Annotated in this window: 6 protein-coding genes; all 6 read left to right on the top strand. The window is 63.7% G+C overall.

The genetic code is table 11. From position 1 onward, the window contains the following. Nucleotides 1-280 precede the first annotated feature (280 nt). The gene (locus tag CQ14_RS09030) at nt 281-2632 is read left to right on the top strand and encodes a TonB-dependent receptor (RefSeq protein WP_057857557.1); all 2352 of its coding nucleotides are present in this window, start codon (nt 281-283) and stop codon (nt 2630-2632) included. Nucleotides 2633-3018: 386 nt separating this feature from the next. Continuing rightward, nucleotides 3019-3246, top strand: coding sequence for an MbtH family protein (locus CQ14_RS09025; RefSeq protein WP_057857556.1), 228 nt, complete (start codon nt 3019-3021; stop codon nt 3244-3246). A 23-nt stretch (nt 3247-3269) separates the two neighbouring features. After that, nucleotides 3270-4025, top strand: a complete 756-nt coding sequence (locus CQ14_RS09020; protein WP_082649785.1) for a thioesterase II family protein — start codon at nt 3270-3272, stop codon at nt 4023-4025. Beyond that, nucleotides 3994-4962, top strand: coding sequence for a TauD/TfdA family dioxygenase (locus CQ14_RS09015; RefSeq protein ID WP_057857555.1), 969 nt, complete (start codon nt 3994-3996; stop codon nt 4960-4962). The genes CQ14_RS09020 and CQ14_RS09015 overlap by 32 nt, the downstream gene beginning before the upstream one ends. 67 nt (nt 4963-5029) lie before the next feature. Beyond that, nucleotides 5030-14800, top strand: a complete 9771-nt coding sequence (locus tag CQ14_RS09010; protein WP_057857554.1) for a non-ribosomal peptide synthetase — start codon at nt 5030-5032, stop codon at nt 14798-14800. Between the two features lie 2 nt (nt 14801-14802). Then, on the top strand, nt 14803-19595 hold a 4793-nt coding region (locus CQ14_RS09005; RefSeq protein WP_245320268.1), incomplete at its 3' end, for a non-ribosomal peptide synthetase.

Here is a 19595-nt window from a genome sequence, read left to right as displayed (position 1 = left end):
TTTGATGGTCACGCAGAAAATTAGAACGGATAAAAACTAGAAAGATTCAAAACATGATCGCGCGTCGAATCGTGCGAACGAAAATTCATCCGTTGAAGCGTGTGTTCGAAAAATATTCGCGCGGGAATTTAGAACAATTAGAAAGTGCGGTGTTGCTCTATCGCCACTGATGCAATCCGCTGTGCGTGCGCAGCATCACCTTAGATAGCTTCTACTCGCTGTTTCCACTTCGGTAGCTAGAACGAGCAGGGACCTGCTTGAGGGCTTTTGGGGTGGAAGTATGACGTATGAAGTCGCTGCCAGAAATGTTATGCGCGCTGTTTCGCTGGGAGCGGTAAGTTATCTCGCGCTTTCGTTGAATGTTTCGATCGGCCAGCAAGCGTTCGCACAGACTTTGCCACCGGTTACGGTGGATGCTCCCGAGAAGCCCAGAGCACGGCAGGCGACCCAGAGATCGCAAACGTCAACATCACGCGCGCAACGCCGTGTCGCCGCGCCCGCACCTCGCCGCGTGGAGCCGGTGCCCTATGTAGTGCCTTCGACCGGCGCGCTTGGTGCTCCGCCCGCGCCCTATGCGGGAGGGCAGGTTGCCACCGGATCGCAGCTCGGATTCCTCGGCAACCGCGGCGTCATGAACACGCCGTTCAACCAAGTGAGCTACACTGCGCAACTCATGCAGAACCAGCAGGCGCGCACCGTCGCCGACGTCCTGTTCAACGATCCTTCGGTCCGGATGAAGACACCCGCCGGCAACGGCATCGACGGCCTCTATATCAGAGGTTTCTACTATGACAGCGGTGACTACGCCATGAACGGCCTCTACGGCATGGCGCCGGCCTATTCGACTTCGGCCAACTATCTGGAACGGGTCGAGGTTCTGAAGGGGCCGGGTGTCATGCTCGGTGGTATGCCGCCTGCCGGCGCCATCGGAGGCAGCCTGAACCTGGTGACGAAGATGGCTCCCGACTTCGACATCACGCAGCTCACCGGTGTGTATATTTCCAAATCCCAGTTTGGCTCGTTTATCGATGTGGCGCGCCGCTACGGCGAGCACAAGGAATTCGGAATCCGTTTCAACGGTGGTGGACGAGGCGGACAGACCCCGATTGACCGTCAGACCGACGAACTCGGTAACGCGGTGCTGAACATGGACTATCGCGGCGAGCGTGCACGTGTTTCCGTGGACCTCGGTTATCAGGCCGAGAATCTCAGTCCGCCGCAGCGGTTCTTGACGTTCACGACCAGCCCGCCCTTTCCACCCGCACAGGCCATTCAGGTACCGCCCGTCCCGAGGCCCGGCACCAATTACATGCCGGACTGGGCTAGCTGGAAGCCGAGAGATTCGTTCGCGATGGCGCGCGCCGAAGTCGATATGACCGACTGGCTCACGATGTATGCCGCGGGCGGCTATCACAGAAGCGAGAACAACTACCAATACGTTTCGCCGCGCATCACCAACGCCGGCGGGGTGGTGGGAAATTGGTCGAATCCTGCTCTAAAGGGGGTCGACATCCTTGACAATTATGCGAGCGAGATCGGCTTTCGCGCATCTGGTCACACCGGACCCGTCCACCATCTCTTTACCGTCAACTACTCGACCTTCGATCGCGACTACTCTTCGTTCGGCAGGTCAGGCGGGACAGTCAGTTCGAACCTGTACAATCCGGTTCCGATTCCTTTGCCGAACTTCACTACCATCGTCCAGAATCTGCGAACCCAGACCAACATGAACAGCGTTGGCATCGCCGATACGATGTCGATGTTCGGCGACAGGCTGCAGCTCGTCGTCGGAGCCAGGCGGCAGGCGGTGGGTGTCGATAGCCAGAACTTATTGACGGCCGGCACTTCACACATCAACATTCCAGTCTGGAGCCCGGGCTACGCGGTCATTGTGAAGCCCGTCGAGAACGTTTCGCTTTATGCGAACTACATCGAGGGGCTCAAAATACCGGAAGTCGTCTCCGGAAGTACGACGTATTCGAACGTCGGAGAGATTCTTCCTCCTGCCCAGACCAAGCAAATGGAAGTCGGCGCCAAGATCGATATGGGCCGCATCACCTTCACGGGCAGCTATTTCGATATTACTGCTCCGAACGCAACCGCAGTTCCCGTGCTGGGACAGGCTCTGCCTGCGAGGAGACTTGTCGGCGAGCAGCGCAATCGCGGCATCGAACTGTATACCTTCGGCGAGCTGGCGCCTTGGTTCCGGGTTCTCGGCGGCGTGACGTTCATTAACGGCGAAGTGGTCTCGCAATCGTATACGTATCCAGGGTTTGGAGTGATCAACTACAATGGAAAAACGCCGGTAGGCGTGTCGACGATCAATGCCAATTTCGGCGTTGAATGGGATACCCCATTTGTGAACGGTCTCACCCTGACGGGCAGGGTCATCTACACCGGCGACAGTTACGCCGACGATGCGAACTTGCTGGTGCTTCCGGCGTGGACGCGGGTCGATCTCGGCGCGCGCTATACCTTCCTGTCTCCCTGGAACGGTAAGCCGATTGTCATTCGTGCTGCTGTCGAGAATGTTTTCAACGAGGCGTACTATAATTCCTACCGGACGGTCAGCAGTGCCGTTTCGATTGGCGCCCCGCGCACCTATCTTGTGTCGACGACGTTCAACTTCTGAACGCCCACCGTTCTCATCGCTTGCTATGCAAGCTGCCGCGGATTTCGTCCGCGGCGGTTTTTCTTTGATCTGCTTTGTCACAAAAGTTCACTTATCGAAATTGATGACAATGTGATGAAAGATTCTCCGAGCACCCGATGTGCGATTTTCGAATCTCGAAAATTGTTCCGAAGTCCCGCACTAGAATTGCAAGAAACTGCGGATCGTTTTGCAAATCAGTGACTTGTCGGTGCGCAACGGTGCGCAAGCGCGGAGGTTGTATCGTGTCGCGCAATCGCCAACTTGGAGCTATTAAAAACTTCGGCGCCGATATTGCTTTGACCATCATTTGCTTCTGACTTAGTCAAACGTCATTGCTTTCGTTTTTCTGAAGAGGGGCCGAACCAATGATGGTGTTCGACAGAGACGACGTCACCTTCACCGTCGTTATCAATCACGAAGAGCAATACTCGATCTGGCCGACGTTCAAGGAAATTCCGAACGGTTGGAAAGCGGCGGGCAAGACGGGCAGCAAGAAGGAATGTCTCGATCACATCGAGCAGGTGTGGACCGACATGCGCCCGTTGACCTTGCGAAAATTCATGGATGAGACGGCGCCACAGCAGTCGGCTTGAGCCAACGGAGCCTTGATCTTTCGATGCGGCTTCTTTGTCTGCCTTACTCCGGCGGCAGCGCCATGATCTATGCGCGGTGGCGCAGGCTTCTGCCGTCGTGGATCGATGTCCAACCGGTGGAGTGGCCCGGGCGCGGCGCGCGCATGGACGAGCCGCCGGTGACCGATCCGCGCGTGCTTGCCTCGCAGCTCGCCCGCGAACTTGGCGCACAGCTTGACGCGCCTTACGCGCTGTTCGGGCACAGCCTTGGTGCCGTGATTGCCTTCGAACTCGCGCACAGCCTGATCGATCGCGGCGCGCCGGCACCAGCCATGCTCTTTGCCTCGGGCGCGGAGGCGCCGGCCGTTCGAGACGGCAGCAAATGGCGCGAGCCCCTGAGCGACGAGGCGTTGCTGCGGGAATTGCGCAACCTGCGGGGCACGCCGGAGGAGGTGCTGTCGAACCCGGAGCTGATGCGATCGGCCCTGCCGGTGCTTCGCGCCGACTTCCTGATGTGCGGCGCCTATCTCTACCGGCCGCGGCCACCGTTGCCGTGCCCTGTGCACGTCTTTGGCGGCGTTGACGACGAGACCAGCCGCGAAGCGCTGCAGGCCTGGGGCCGCGAGACCTCGGCGTCATTCACGCTTCATATGCTGCCGGGGCATCACTTCTTCATTCACACGCAGCAGGCTGAACTGATCGACCTGATCGGCACGGCGCTGGCCCGGCAATCGGGGCGATCGATTGGCTTGCATCGGAGCGAGGATCATGAGCGCGTTCTCCGTCCAGCCACTCCTTGAGGGCAGAAGTCTTCCGTTGCTGCTCAGGGCCGACACGGCCGGGCAGCCGCTCGGCGAAGCGCTGCCCATGCTGCGCGAGACCATCGACCGGCATCTGACCGATTGCGGCGGCCTCGTGTTTCGCGACTTCTCGCTCGACGGTCCCGATGCGTTTCGGGCCTTCGCGGCTGGTTTCGGTCATCCGCTACTGACCTATGAGTTTGGATCGACGCCGCGTTCGCAGGTCACCTCGGGGGTCTACACGTCCACGGAATATCCGCCGCACCAGCATATCCCGCTGCATAACGAGCAGGCCTATACGCGCGATTGGCCGATGAAGATCTGGTTCTACTGCATGCAGCCGGCGCTGGAGGGCGGCGAGACGCCGATCGCCGACAGCCGCGCCATCTATCGCGACATGCCGCCGGCGATTCGGGAGCGCTTCACTGAGCAGGGCGTGATGTATGTGCGCAACTACGGCAACAGCCTCGATGTCGATTGGCAGCAGGTATTCGGCACCGACTCCAAATCGGACGTCGAGGCTTACTGCGCCGGCCATGACATCGAATGCGAGTGGAAGGAAGATGGCGAGCTTCGCACGCGCCAGGTCTGCCAGGGCACGGCGCGCCATCCGGTGACGGGAGAGTGGGTCTGGTTCAATCAGGCGCATCTGTTCCACGTCTCGAACCTCGAGCCGGAGGTGCGCGAGAGCCTGCTCGACGTGGTCGGTGACGAGGTCGACCTGCCGCGCAATGTCTTCTACGGCGACGGATCTCCGATCGACGATGAAACGCTGTCCACCGTCCGCGGCGTGCTCGAGAAACACAAGCTCAGTTTTCCCTGGCACGCCGGCGACGTGGTGATGCTCGACAACATGCTGACCGCGCATGCCCGGGCACCGTTCAAGGGGCCGCGCAAGGTGATCGTCGCGATGGCGGAAGCCCATCGGCGGAGCTGATCTGAAGGCATTCATCAGCCCGATGGTCAGGGAGTCTCGGTTCGCGTTCGGACAGGATTTTGGGAAGATGCACAACGACAACCTTGTCGAACGATTGCGCGAACACGCCGCGGTGCGCCCGAATAAGGTGGCGTTGCGTTTCCTGGAAGGCGACGATGTCGCCGACGAGCTGAGCTTTGCCGCGCTCGATTCGCGGATCAGATCGGTCGCGGCCCGGTTGCAGGCGTTGAACGGCTCGGGCGAGCGGGCGGTGATCCTGCTGCCGAGCGGGATCAACTATGCCGTGGCCTTCTACGCCTGTCTGTATGCGGGCGTGATCGCGGTCCCGGCGTATCCGCCGGAGGGCGGGCCCGAACGTTATGCGGGACGGCTCAACGGCATTCTGCGCGATGCGGCGCCGCGCTTCATCCTGGTGGAGACGGCACTGCGTTCGGCCGTGGAAGCAGCGTTGCCCGAACTGGCCAACGTCCAGATCATTGCGGTGGAAACGATCCCGCTTGAAACGGCGCCGGAATGGCGCGAGACGCGACCTGCGGCCGACACCATCGCCTTCCTGCAATACACCTCAGGCTCGACATCGCAGCCGAAGGGCGTGTGCGTCTCGCATGAAAATCTGACGGCCAATGAGAAGGCGATCCAGGCCGTGGCGGGCGGAACATCAGATGATGTCTTCGTAAGCTGGCTGCCGCTCTATCACGACATGGGATTGATCGGCGGGCTGCTCAATCCGCTGTTCACGGGCTTTACCGCCGTCCTGATGTCGCCGCGCAATTTTCTCGAGCGGCCGCGGCGCTGGCTGGAGGCGATCGGCCGTCACGGCGGCACGCTCAGCGGCGGGCCCGACTTTGCCTACGCGTTGTGCGCCGATCGCATTTCCGATGAAACGCTTCGTCGGCTCGACCTCAGCCGTTGGCGGTTCGCATTCTCCGGCTCGGAATTCGTCCGCAAGACCACGCTCAGGCGGTTCGGAGACCGGTTCGAGCGGACCGGGTTCGATCGGCGTGCGCTGACCGCCTGCTACGGCCTGGCCGAGGCGACGCTGCTGGTGAGCGCCGGTGAACTTATTACCGAGACCGTCAGCCATACGCTCGATACGGCGGCGCTTGCCGCAGGCCGTGTCGCGAACGCCGATGCGGGCACTGACCTCGTGGAATGCGGCCAAACGGTTGCCGATCATGCCACGCGCATCATGCGCGTCGATGGGTCGGCCGCAGCCGACGCGGACGAAGTGGGCGAGATCTGGGTTGCCGGTCCGAGTGTCGCGGCTGGATACTGGAACAATCCGGAAGCGACGCAGAAAGCCTTCGTCGAGCGAGACGGCATGCGCTGGCTGCGCACCGGTGATATCGGCTTCATCAGGGAAGGCGCGCTGGTCGTCACCGGCCGGCTCAAGGATCTCCTGATCGTTCGAGGGCAGAACGCCTATCCGACGGATGTCGAACAGGCGGTCGAAGCCGGTGTGGAGTCTGTCCGCAAGGGGCGGGTTGCTGCCTTTGCGGTCGAGATCGACGGACGGGAAGGCATCGGTGTCGCGGCGGAGTTCAGCCGTACCGTGCTCAAGCGCAGCGATCCCGAGGTGCTTGCGCATGCGGTCGGCGAGGCGGTGCTGCGGCAGGCGCAGGAATATCCGGCCGTGATCGTCCTGTTGAATCCGCAAGCGATGCCGCTGACGACCAGTGGCAAGCTGCAGCGTTCGGCCTGCGCGTCGCGCCTGGCCGACAATACGCTCGACAGCTTCATGGTGTTCGAGAGGGGGCGCCGCCGCGACGGCGTTCCGTTGACGGCGCCGGCGACCGATACCGAGCGTGCCGTGGCCTCGATCTGGTGCGATGCGCTCGGCGTCAGGGCCGTGCACCGCGAGGATGATTTCTTCGTGCTGGGCGGAAACTCGATCACGGCCGGCCAGGTCGCCGCCGCGATTCGCGAACGCTTCAGCGTGGAATTGGAGCTGCGCAGTTTCTTCGACACGCCGACGCTCGCAGCCTTCGCCGGCCATATCGATGGCCTGGCACGGACCGGCGCAGGGCGGGCGCTGCCGCCGATCCCGCGGACAACGGCCGCCGATCGCGCGGCACTGTCGCACGCGCAGGAGCGGCTGTGGTTCCTCTGGAATATGGATTCCACCGGGACGGCCTATACCGTTGCCAGCACGATCCGCCTGAAGGGACGGCTCGATCATGCCGCCTTGTCGCACGCGATCGGCGAGATCGTCCGGCGCCACGAGGTGCTGCGCACGACGTTTGTCGCCAGAGATGGCCGCGCAACGCAGGTCATCCACGACACCATGAACGTTGGTATCAGGCATGAGGATCTCCGCGCGTATCCCGCGCGCGACCGCAACGAACATGCTGCGGAGCTCAGGCGGTCCGAACTCGGAAAACCGTTCGACCTCGTGAACGGGCCGCTGTTGCGGGCGGCGTTGCTTCAGCTCGCCGATGACGCGCATGAGCTGCTGCTGCTGTCGCATCACATCGTCGTCGACGGCTGGTCGCTGGACGTCATGCTCGAAGAGCTGGCCGGGCTCTACCGTGGCGCCATCGGGCAGGACACGGGCGCACCGCCGCTGCAGATGGTTCAATATGCCGATTTCGCGGCCTGGCAACGAAATTGGCTCGCGGGCGGCGAGGGCGACCGGCAATTCGCCTATTGGCGCGCGAAGCTCGGCGATGTGCACCCGGTTCTGGCTTTGCCTCACGACAGGCCGCGAACGGCGACGCAAAGCCATGCCGGGGATACGATTGGCCTTGCAATCGACGGCGCGCTGGCTGCGCGGCTTCGGGAGATTGCTACAAAACATCGCGTCAGCGTCTTCATGCTGCTGCTCGGGGCGTATCAGGCGCTGCTCTATCGCTATACCGGGCAGAACGATCTGCGCGTCGGCGTGCCGGTCGCGGGACGCCGGCATGCGCAGCTCGAACGTCTGATCGGATGTTTCGTCAACACGCTGGTGCTGCGCGCCGAGATTGCCGATGACGCGACGTTTCCGAGCCTGCTGCAGCAGGTCAAGGAATCGGTGATCGAAGCGCTGTCGCATCAGGATCTGCCCTTTGAAATGCTGGTCGACGGCCTTCGTCCCGAACGCAGCGGCGGCCACAACCCGCTGTTCCAGGCCAAGTTCAATTACATGACGGCGCCGCGCGGCTTCGACGGTGTCGAAGGGCTCACCGCCGAGATCGACATCATGGATCTCGCGGGCTCGCATTTCGATCTCGCGCTTGATGTCGTCGACGGCGCCGGTGGCATGAAGGCGACCTTCAACTACGCGACCGATCTTTTCGATTCCCCGACGATCGCGCGGCTGGCGACGCAGTTCGGTTCGATGCTGCGTGAGATCGCTGACAATGTAGAGCGACGAATATCGGAGTTCGTGATTGAGGATACGAACCGACAGATCGTGAAGAGCCAAACCGTCGCGTTTGGATTCTCCGATGTGATCAGTCTTCACCGCGTGGCGACGGCCGACAGGCAGGCCGTGGTTGCCGTCCGATGCGGCAGTGAGACCTGGACCTTTGCAGATCTCGAGCAAAGATCGAATCGCATCGCGCATATGCTTGCCGGGAAGGGCGTGACGCGTGAGGTGCCGGTTGCGTTGTGGACCGAGCGCTCGCCGGCCTTCGTCATTGCGCTGCTGGGCGTGCTGAAGGCGGGTGGCGCCTATGTGCCGCTCGATCCGAAATGGCCGCGGGAGCGCGTCAGGCGCATCCTGAAGGATGGCGGCATCGAAATCGTGCTGGCGGCCGGCGAGAAGTTGGCCGAAACGCGTGCTCTCGATTGCCTTGTGCTCGACGCGGACGCTGAGGCGACACGCGAAGAAACACCAGGTGAACCGCCTGATACGGTGATCCACCCCGCGCAGACGGCATACGTCATCTATACGTCGGGATCGACGGGAACGCCCAAGGGCGTTGCCGTCTCGCATGGTGCTTTGGTCAATTATGTGCAGGCCTTCTTGCAAAGCCTGCAGCCGCAGCCATCGGCAACCATGGCGATGGTCTCGACCGTGGCGGCCGATCTCGGCCACACCGTCCTGTTCGGCGCGCTTGCGTCCGGCGTGACGCTGCATCTGCTGTCTCCCGAAGCGGTGTTCGATGCGGATGCGTTCGCGCAAACCATGCGCGACGGCGACGTCGGCATCCTCAAGATTGTGCCCAGCCATCTTCGCGGCCTGCTGCAGGCGCAGCGCTCGGCCGATCTGCTGCCACGCGATGCGCTCATCCTGGGTGGAGAGGCCTGCGACGCAGCGCTGCTTGACGACATCAGGCAGTTGCGGCCGCAATGCCGAATTCTCAATCACTACGGGCCGACGGAAACGACGGTCGGCGCGGTGACGCATGAATGCGAGACCGTGGACGAGAACGGGCCGATACCGATCGGCTTGCCGCTCGCCAACCTGCGCGCCCATGTGTTGGACGATGCATTCAATGAAGTCCCGATCGGCGTCACAGGCGAACTCTATATCGGCGGCGCCGGCGTCGCGCGGGGCTATCGTGGCGCGGCGGGCCTGACCGCCGAGCGATTCGTGCCGGATCCATTTGGACCGGCCGGAGAGCGGCTCTATCGAACCGGTGATCGCGTTCGCTGTGACCAGGCGGGCCGGCTGATTTTCCTCGGCCGCACCGACGATCAGATCAAGCTGCGCGGCTATCGCATTGAGCTTGGCGAAGTCAGCCGCGCCATCAAGGCGCTACAGGGGATCGATGACGCCGTGGCGATCGCCCGCGCGATCGGCGCGAACGCCGAGCGGCAGGAACTCGTGGCTTACTGTGTGCCTGCCAGCGGCGGGACCCTGCGGCCGGAGGCGATCAAGCAGCAGCTCGCTGCGGTGGTACCAGAGTATATGGTGCCGTCACACATTATTATAATGCAGCGGCTGCCTCTCACGCCCAATGGCAAGGTCGACCGCAAAGGTCTGCCGGAACCGACCGAAGCGACGGCCGCGCCAAGCTATGCCGCGCCCGTGGGTGACACCGAGGAGGCGATCGCGGTCGTCTGGTGTGAGGTGCTCGGTCGCGATCGCATCGGCCGCAACGACAATTTCTTCGAGCTTGGCGGCGATTCCATCCTCAGCCTGCAGATCATCGCCCGCTTGCGCAAGCGCGGCATCCGCCTGACGCCGAAGCAGATTTTTGGTCAGCAAACGATTGCTGCCCTGGCAACCGTCGCGGTCGTTGCGGCAGCGCCTGCCGCCAAAAAGGAGAAGCCGGACACACAGGCAGCGGCCGGCGGCGATCCGGCACCCGGTATGCGTCATCTGCTGCCGATCCAGACGCGTTTCTTTGCTGAGGACATCAGCAACCGGAATCACTGGAACCAGGCGGTGCTGCTGATCTCGCAGCCGCGGATCGACTGGGAAACGCTGCGGCGTGCGCTCGCGGCAATCGTGGACCAGCACGATGCGTTACGCTTGCGCTTCAAGCAGGCGAATGGCGCGTGGCAGGCGGAGCAGGGCGCTCCGCCGGCGCTGTCGGAGTTGTTATGGCTTCATGCTGACGTCGGTGATGTGGCACAGGTCACCGCGCTTGCTTCAGCCGCGCAGGAGAGCCTGTCGCTATCGTCGGGTCCTCTGCTGCGTGCGGTCGGGATGGATCTTGCTGATGGCAGTCAGCGGTTGCTGCTCGCGATCCATCATCTGGTTATCGATGGCGTATCCTGGCGCATCCTGCTGGAAGACCTGGCTTCGGTCTATGATCAGTTGAAGCAAGGCGGCGCCGTCACGCTGACGTCGAAGAGCGACTCCTATGCATCCTGGGGCGAACGGCTGCACGCCTACGCGACAACCGCGGAACTGGCCGATGAACTGCCGTTCTGGCTCAATTGCGGGGCGGGGGCGAGCCTGCCATGCGACGACGACCATGGCGGCATCGACCTCGTCGGCGACGGCGAGGAAGTGTCGCTGGTCTTCGATGCCGAGATGACATCGAGGCTGCTTGAGGAGGCCCCCTCCGCCTATCGGACGCAGGTCAACGATCTCTTGCTGGCGAGCATGGCGCGCGCCGTCGCGCGCTGGAGCAGGCGTGAAGATGTCACGGTCGAGCTTGAAGGGCACGGCCGCGAGGACATGTTCGCCGGCGCGGATGTTTCCCGCACGGTCGGGTGGTTCACGACGGCGTTTCCGGTGCGGCTGCAAGGCGCATCTGGCGACGACGCCCCGCTGATCAAGGCGGTCAAGGAAAGGCTTCGCGCTATACCAAACCGCGGGTTTGGTTACGGCGTGTTGCGCCATCTCGGCTCCGAAGCCCAGCGCCATGCCCTGGCGCAGTTGGCGGAGCCGCAGGTCGTCTTCAACTATCTCGGCCGGTTCGATGGCAGCATCGGCGCATCCTCGCGCTTCGCGTTTGCGTCCGAGAGCGCAGGTCCGTCTCGCAGCCCTTCAGCTCCCATGCGCGGCTGGCTGAACATCACAGGGCTGGTGCGTGACGGCCGGCTGCACTTGTCCTTCGGCTATGGACGCAAGCGCTACCGGCGCGAGACGGTCGAGCGGCTGGCAGGGCTTTACGAGACGGCCTTGCGCGAACTGGTGGCGCATTGCTGCAGCGGCACGTCTGGTCTCACGCCGTCGGATGTTGCGTTGTCCGGGCTCGGTCAGGCCGATCTCGATCGGCTGGGCGCGGCGCTGGATCTTCGCGGCATCGAGGACATCTATCCGCTCTCCCCGATGCAGCAGGGCATGTTGTTCCATGCCCTCCGGGATGGCGACAATGATGCCTATGTGAACCAGGTCGGGCTCGAACTGTTCGGGTTCGATGCCGATAAGCTTCGAGCGGCGTGGCAGGCGATGAGCGACCGGCACGCCGCGCTGCGGACCGGCTTTGTGTGGCAGAATCTTTCGGGCGCCGCGCAACAGGTGGTCTACCGCCATGTGGCGGTGCCGTTCGTCGAAGAGGATTGGCGCCAGCGAGCGGCGGCGCTTGAACGCAGCGGCGAACGTGCAGGGCTGGATGCCGCGCTGGCCGAAGTCTCCCGGCGGGAACGCGCGCAAGGCTTCGACGTCGCGCAGCCGCCGCTGCAGCGGGTGCGCCTGATCCGGCTCGACGACGAGCGCCACTGGCTGATCTGGACCCATCACCACATCTTCGTCGACGGCTGGAGTTCGGCCCGTCTGGTTGCGGAGGTGCTGCAGCATGTGAACGGTAGTTCGCTGCCGGCCGTGCAGGGAAGCTATCGCGACTACATCGCGTGGCTGCAGGGCCGCGATCACGCAGGCGCCGAAAAGTTCTGGCGCGATGCGTTGGCCGGGCTCGAAACGCCGACCCTGCTGGCGAATACGCTGGCCACGAGCAGGACATCGGAAGCCGAAGGACATGGCAGCATTGCGCTTGCGGTGAATGCGGAGTTGACCGAGCGGCTGAAGGCATTTGCGAAGCACGAGCGCGTGACGCTCAATACGCTCATTCAGGGCGCGTGGGCGCAGTTGCTGCGGCGGCATTCGGGACAGGCGGCCGTCAGTTTCGGCGTAACCGTGTCGGGCCGTCCGGCGGAACTGCCGGGCTCCGAGGAGATGGTGGGTCTCTTCATCAACACACTGCCGATCGTCGATGCGCCAAGCCCGCAAGCCGGCGTCGGCGACTGGCTGCGTCAGTTGCAGGAACAGAATCTTGCGTTGCGCGAGCATGGCTGGACGCCGCTCTACGAGATCCAGCGCCTTGCCGGCCATGCCGGGCAGACGCTGTTCGACAGCCTCCTGGTGTTCGAAAACTATCCGATCGATGAGAGCCTGCGGCGGACCGGGGAGAGCGGCCCGCGCCTGGGGCGCGTGGACCATGTGACGCCCACCAACTATGCGCTGGCGGTTGCCGTGTTCGCCGGCAGCGACAGGCTCAATCTCGAGTTCAACTACGACCGTATCAGGTTCGACGAGGCGGCCATCCGGCGTCTTCGCGACATGCTGCAGGGGTTGCTGGAGCGGATCGCGGCCGATGCGGACCGTCCGCTCGGCCAACTCGGATCGGCAGCCGGTGACGAGGCCCGAAGGGTTTTGAACTGGAGCCGTGCGGAACATTTGGCATCGCCTGCTTCCCATATCGGCATCGTCGCCCATATCGAGGCGCAAGCTGCGCAGGCTCCTTCCGCTGTCGCGATGGTGTGGGGCGACCAGCGCGTCAGTTATGGCGAGTTGAACGCCCGCGCAAACCAGCTTGCGCGGCGGCTTCGTCGCTGGAACGTCGGCCCGGATCGCCTGGTCGGCATCGCCTTGCCGCGTAGCCCGGTAATGACGATCGCGCTGCTCGCGGTCCTGAAGGCAGGCGGCGGCTATCTGCCGCTCGATCCGGACTATCCGGCCGAGCGGCTCGCTCACATGCTGCGCGACAGCGGAGCGAGGCTGGTATTGACGCAAAGCGCGCTGCTCGAACCGCTCGCGCCGGTGCTGCACGAGACCGGCGTTGAGGTCTGCTGTACCGATGAGCCGTCGCCGCTTGCCGGGGACGACACCGGCAACCCCAACATTGAAATCCATCCGGACAGCCTTGCCTATGTGATCTACACGTCGGGATCGACGGGCAAGCCGAAGGGCGTAGCTGTCGCGCACGGACCGCTCGCCATGCATTGCGAAGCGATCGGCCGGCTCTACCGCATGACGTCGAAGGACCGGGAATTTCAGACGGCGTCGATCAATTTCGACATCGCCCACGAGCGATGGCTGGTGCCGCTGATGACGGGCGGGTCGCTGGTTCTGCCGTCCAGGCCAGGCTTGCTGATCGACGACCTCGTCAGCGAGATCGAAAGACATTCGGTCTCGACGATCTTTCTGCCGCCGGCCTATGTGGATCAGTTGAGCGCGGCATTGTGGCAGACCGGGCGCAGGCTCGCGATCAGGGCCTGCATCGTGGGCGGCGAAGCCTGGTCGGATACTGGCATCAAGGCGCTCCGCCAGGCCGCCGATGTCGATCTTCTCGTCAACGCCTATGGCCCGACCGAGACCGTGATCGCGCCGACGGCGTGGCCAGTCGACGACGCCGCACTGACGTCGGGTCAGGCCGCGCCGATCGGACGTCCCGTTGGTAACAGGTCCGCTTACATCCTCGATGCCGACCTCAACATCGTTCCCGTCGGTGTCACCGGCGAGCTGTTCATCGGCGGTACCGGATTGGCGCGCGGCTACCTGAACCGGGGCGCACTGACGGCGGAACGGTTTATTCCGGATCCGTTCGGCGATAACGGTGCGCGTCTCTATCGCACCGGCGATCTCGCGCGCTGGCGAGCGGACGGGGTGATCGAGTATATCGGCCGCGCCGACCAGCAGGTGAAGATACGCGGCTTCCGGATCGAACTCGGGGAGATCGAGGCGCGCCTGCTCGAACAGCGCGGCGTGCGCGCAGCGGCCGTGGTGGCGCACGAGAGCAGGACCGGCCGCCAGTTGGTCGCCTATGTGAGCGGCGAGCCCGTGCTCGACGGCAGCGCCTTGCGCGACGCTCTATCGGTCATTCTGCCCGATTACATGGTGCCGGCGACGATCGTCGCGCTGGAGCAATTGCCGTTGACCCCCAATGGCAAGATCGACCGGCGCGCGTTGCCGGCACCGGATGAGGATGCGCTGGCACGCCGCTTCCATGAGGCGCCCGAGGATGAAATCGAGATTGCGCTGGCGAAGATCTGGGCCGAGCTGCTCGGTGTCGACAGGGTCGGACGCCACGACCACTTCTTCGAGCTCGGCGGGCATTCCCTGCTTGCCGTGCGGGTGCTCAGCCGGGTGTCGCAGGAGATCGGCGTATCGATCGCGGTCTCGGATCTGTTCGCTCACCCTGATCTGGCGTCATTCGCACGTGTCGTGTCGATCAGGCTGATCGAGCAGGAGTTCGATGCCGAAGAGCTCCAGGAATTGATCGCGGCGGGGCAGTGAATATGGCTGATGCAGCAAAGCCGAGTTTGCGCGATCTGGATGCCGCGCAGGTGAGGAAGCTCCTGTCGCTGGCGAGAGATCGCGGCAAAAATGCCAGCAGGAGTGGTGCCAGTTCGATTCCGGTGGTGCCGCGCGATGCGCCGCTGGAACTGTCCTTTGCGCAGCAGCGGCTGTGGCTGCTGGCGCAGCTCGATGGCGCCAATTCCAACTATCATATCCGGGGCGCATTGCGCCTTTCGGGAGATCTCGACGCCAGAGCATGGCGCCGGAGCCTCGACCGCTTGTTTGCGCGTCACGAGGCGCTCCGCAGCATCTTTCGCGTGATTGACGGACAGCCGCGGGTGGAACTGTTGCCGGCTCACGAACATCTGCCGGTGCTCGAGCATGATTTGCGCGGTCGCGGCGATGTCGAACAGGAACTTGCGCGCCTGTGTCGCGAGGAGGCCGGTGCGCCGTTCGATCTCGCCACCGGACCATTGATCCGCGGCCGCCTGATCCGGACCGCGGAGCGCAACTATCTCTTCCTGCTCACGCAGCATCACATCATATCCGACGGCTGGTCGATGGCCGTGCTGGTGCGCGAGCTCGGCACGCTTTACCGGGCATTCGCGGCCGGCCAGGACGACCCGCTGCCGCCGCTGGCGATTCAGTATCCGGACTACGCCGCCTGGCAGCGGCAGTGGCTGGCGGGCGAACGGTTGCAGCGGCAGGTCGATTATTGGCGTCAGGCGCTTGCGGATGCGCCCGCCGTGCTCGAACTGCCAACCGACCGGCCGCGATCGCCGGCGAGGTCGCTCGCCGGCGCCTCGCTGCCGATCGAGATCGATGCCGATCTGGCGCTCGGCATCAGGCGGCTCAGTCAGTCGCAGCGCACGACGGCATTCATGACGGTGCTGACGGCATGGGCGGCGGTGCTGTCAAAACTTTCCGGGCAGACCGATCTCGTGATCGGTACGCCGACGGCTGGCCGCAACCGGCGTGAGATCGAGGGCCTGGCCGGCTTCTTCGTCAACATGCTGGCGCTCCGCATGGACCTGACGGCGGAACCAAGCGTGGCGGAGCTGCTCAGCCGCGTGCGCGCTGCGGCGCTTGCGGCCCAGGATCATCAGGATCTTCCGTTCGAGCAGCTCGTCGAGATCGTCCAGCCGCCGCGTCGGCTGGAGCATCCGCCGGTGTTCCAGGTCGTGTTCGCCTGGCAGAACAACGAGGCGGCAGTCCTGGAGCTGCCCGGGCTCAGGGCCGAGATCGCCGATATTCCGCTGCAGCAGGTCAAGTTCGACCTCGAGCTCAATCTGGGCGAGGCGGATAGCGGCATTGCCGGCACCCTGAACTATGCAACGGCGCTGTTTGACGAAGCGACGATCAAGCGTCACCGGGATTATCTGCTGGCCGTGCTGCGCGCGATGGTTGCCGATGCGGATCAGATCGTCGATCGCATCGATATTGTCGGCGCCGAGGAGCGCAGGCTCGTTGTGGATACGTGGAACGAGACCGCTGCGCTGTTCACGTCCGAGCGCTGTATCCACGAGCTGTTTGCCGAGCAGGTTCGGAGAGCGCCGGAAGCCGTTGCGCTGGTTCACGAGGGTGTTCGTCTGAGCTATGGCGAATTGGATGCAAGGGCCAACCGGCTCGCACGGCACTTGATCGTATTGGGTGTCGGCCCGGATCAGCCGGTCGCGATCTGCCTGCAGCGTGGCATCTCCATGGTCATCAGCCTGCTGGCCGTGCTCAAGGCGGGCGGCGCCTATCTGCCGCTCGATCCGACCTATCCGGCGGAGCGGCTGCGGCAGATCGTCGAGGATGCAAAGCCGAAACTCTTGATCGCGGATCATGCCGGACGCGCGATATTCGCGAATGCGACGTGCGAGATTCTCGATCCGGAAGCGAGTACTTCGGCCATTGTCGGCCTGGCGCCATCCGCTCCGGCCGTTACAGGGCTTACATCGCGGCATCTCGCCTACATCATCTACACGTCCGGTTCGACCGGAAGGCCAAAGGGGGTGATGGTCGAACATCGCGGCCTGGTGAATCTGGCGCTGACGCAGCGCGCGCTGTTCGAAGTTTCCCCACGCAGCCGCGTCGTGCAGTTTGCCTCCTTCAGCTTCGACGCCAGCACATGGGAAACCGTCATGGCGCTGTGCTCGGGAGCCGCGCTGTTTCTTCTCAGTCCGCGCGAGCATCAAAACGCCTCGGAACTGCTCGGCTACCTCGCGGATAACGCGATCACGCATGCGACCTTGCCGCCGGCGATGCTGCAGGGACGTACCGACCTCGACAGGCTGGCGTCGCTGCGGGTACTCGTTCTCGCCGGTGAGCGGCCCAAGGCCGAACTCATCAAGGGGGTGCCTTCAGGCGTTGCCGTCTTCAACGGCTACGGGCCGACGGAAGCAACGGTCTGCGCCACAACCTGGCGGCGGCCGGCGGGCTTTGATAGCGACGTCGTCCCGATCGGCCGCCCGCTACCGAATACGCGGATCTATCTGCTGGACAGGTTTGGCGCGCCAGTTCCGCTCGGGGCGATCGGCGAGATCTATATCGGCGGGGCAGGGCTCGCCCGCGGCTATCTCGATCGCGCCGACCTGACAGCGGAGCGCTTCGTGCGTGATCCCTTCGCGGCGGATGTGACGGCGCGCATGTACCGCACCGGCGATCTCGGCCGGTACCTGCCGGATGGCAATATCGAGTTCCTTGGCCGCAATGATCACCAGGTCAAGATCCGCGGCTTCCGAATCGAGCTCGGCGAGATCGCGTTTCGTCTCAACGAGCACCCCGGTGTGTCCGATTCGGTGGTGCTGGTGCGTCACGATCTCACCGGCGACCCGCGGCTGGTCGCCTATGTAGCCGCGCGTGGGGGCGATAACGCAGCGATCGATGCCGGTGAATTCGCGGCCGCGATGCGAAGCCATCTTCGTGCGCGCCTGCCGGAATACATGGTGCCATCGGCCTTCGTTCGGCTGGATGCGCTGCCACTCACGCCGAACGGCAAGGTCGATCGCAAGGCGCTGCCGGCCGCGGAGGATGATGCGTTTGCAAGGCGCAGCTTCGAGCCACCGCAAGGCGAGATCGAGGAGGTCGTTGCCGGGATCTGGGCCGAGCTGTTGGGCGTCGAGCGGATCGGGCGCAACGATCACTTCTTTGAACTGGGTGGCCATTCGCTGCTCGCGATCCGCATGCTGGAACGGCTGCAGCGTCATTCGCTCCGCGCCGATGTGCGCACGCTGTTTGCAAAACCGGTGCTGGCCGATTTCGCCGCCGGTCTCAACGGCGGCGGAGAAGCCGACATTCCGGCCAACCTGATCACGCCGCGGACGACGGCGATTACGCCTGAGATGTTGCCGCTGATCGCGCTGACACAGTCCGATATCGACGGCATTGTGGCCAAAGTGCCCGGCGGCGTTGCCAACATCCAGGATATCTACGGCCTGTCGCCACTGCAGGATGGCATCCTGTTTCACCATCTGCTGTCGAGGGAAGGCGATCCCTATTTGCTGGTCGGCCAGATGGCGTTTGCCGGCCGCGACTTGCTCGATCGCTATCTCGCCGCTGTTCAGCACGTCATCGACCGCCACGACATTCTGCGCACGTCGATTGCGTGGGACGGCTTGTCCGCGCCGGCGCAGGTGGTCTGGCGAAAGGCTTCCGTTGATGTCAGCGAGGTCGTGCTGGATGGGGAAGGTCCCGCGCATGAAGAGCTTGCGCGGCGCTTCGACCCGCGCCGCCATCGAATCGATCTTGGCCAGGCGCCGCTGCTGCGATTTATAATCGCGCGCGATCCCGGCAAGGAGCGCTGGCTGCTTTTAGTGCTGCTGCATCATTTGATCGGCGATCACTCGACGCTGGAGGGGATGCACCACGAAGTCCGGAAGATATTGTCCGGACGCGGTTACGAGCTTTCGACCCCGTATCCGTTCCGAAACCTGGTGGCACAGTCGCGCGGATCGGCGGCTGCCGCGGAGCATGAGCGTTTCTTCCGAAGCATGCTCGCCGATATCGATGAGCCGACCACGCCGTTTGGCCTCGACCGGGTGCACGGTGACGGTGGCGGCGTGACGGAAGCGCGGCGAATGCTGCCGGACCAGCTCAACGCACGGCTTCGTGCCCTGGCGCGGCACATGGGCGTGAGCCTTGCCAGCCTCTGCCATCTTGCCTGGGGACAGGTGGTCGCGCAAAGCAGCGGCCGCGAGCACGTCGTGTTCGGCACCGTCCTGTTCGGCCGCATGCACGCCGCCGCCGGTGGCGATCGCACCATGGGCCTGTTCATCAACACATTGCCGCTGCGGCTCGATCTCGACGGCACGGCGGTCGAAGACAGCGTTCGCGGGGCGCATGCCCGGCTGGCTGAACTGATCGCGCATGAGCACGCCTCGCTGGCGCTCGCGCAACGATGCAGCGGCGTCGCGGTGCCGGCGCCCCTGTTCAGCTCGATCCTGAACTATCGGCACAATGCAAGGCCGGAGCCGTCGTCCACAGACCAGGGTGGCGTGGGCCTGCACGGCATCGAGTGGCTCGGCGGCGAGGAGCGTACCAACTATCCCCTGATGATGGCGGTCGAGGATTATGGTGAGGGGCTCGGCCTGACCGCCCAGGTCGTCCACCCGCTCTCGGCCGATCGCATCTGCGCCTTGATGCAGCAGGCGCTGGATCAACTGGCTGAGACGCTGGAGCAGGCGCCACGCTCTCCGGTCCGGCAACTGGATGTTCTGCCTGGCGAGGAGCGTCGGCTTCTGCTGGAGACGTGGAATCGGACGCACGTGCAATATCCGGGAGACCGCTCATTTGTCGCGCAGTTCGAATC

This window comes from Bradyrhizobium lablabi, assembly GCF_001440475.1.
Lineage (GTDB): Bacteria > Pseudomonadota > Alphaproteobacteria > Rhizobiales > Xanthobacteraceae > Bradyrhizobium > Bradyrhizobium lablabi.
This window is presented reverse-complemented; position numbering and strand designations above follow the sequence as displayed.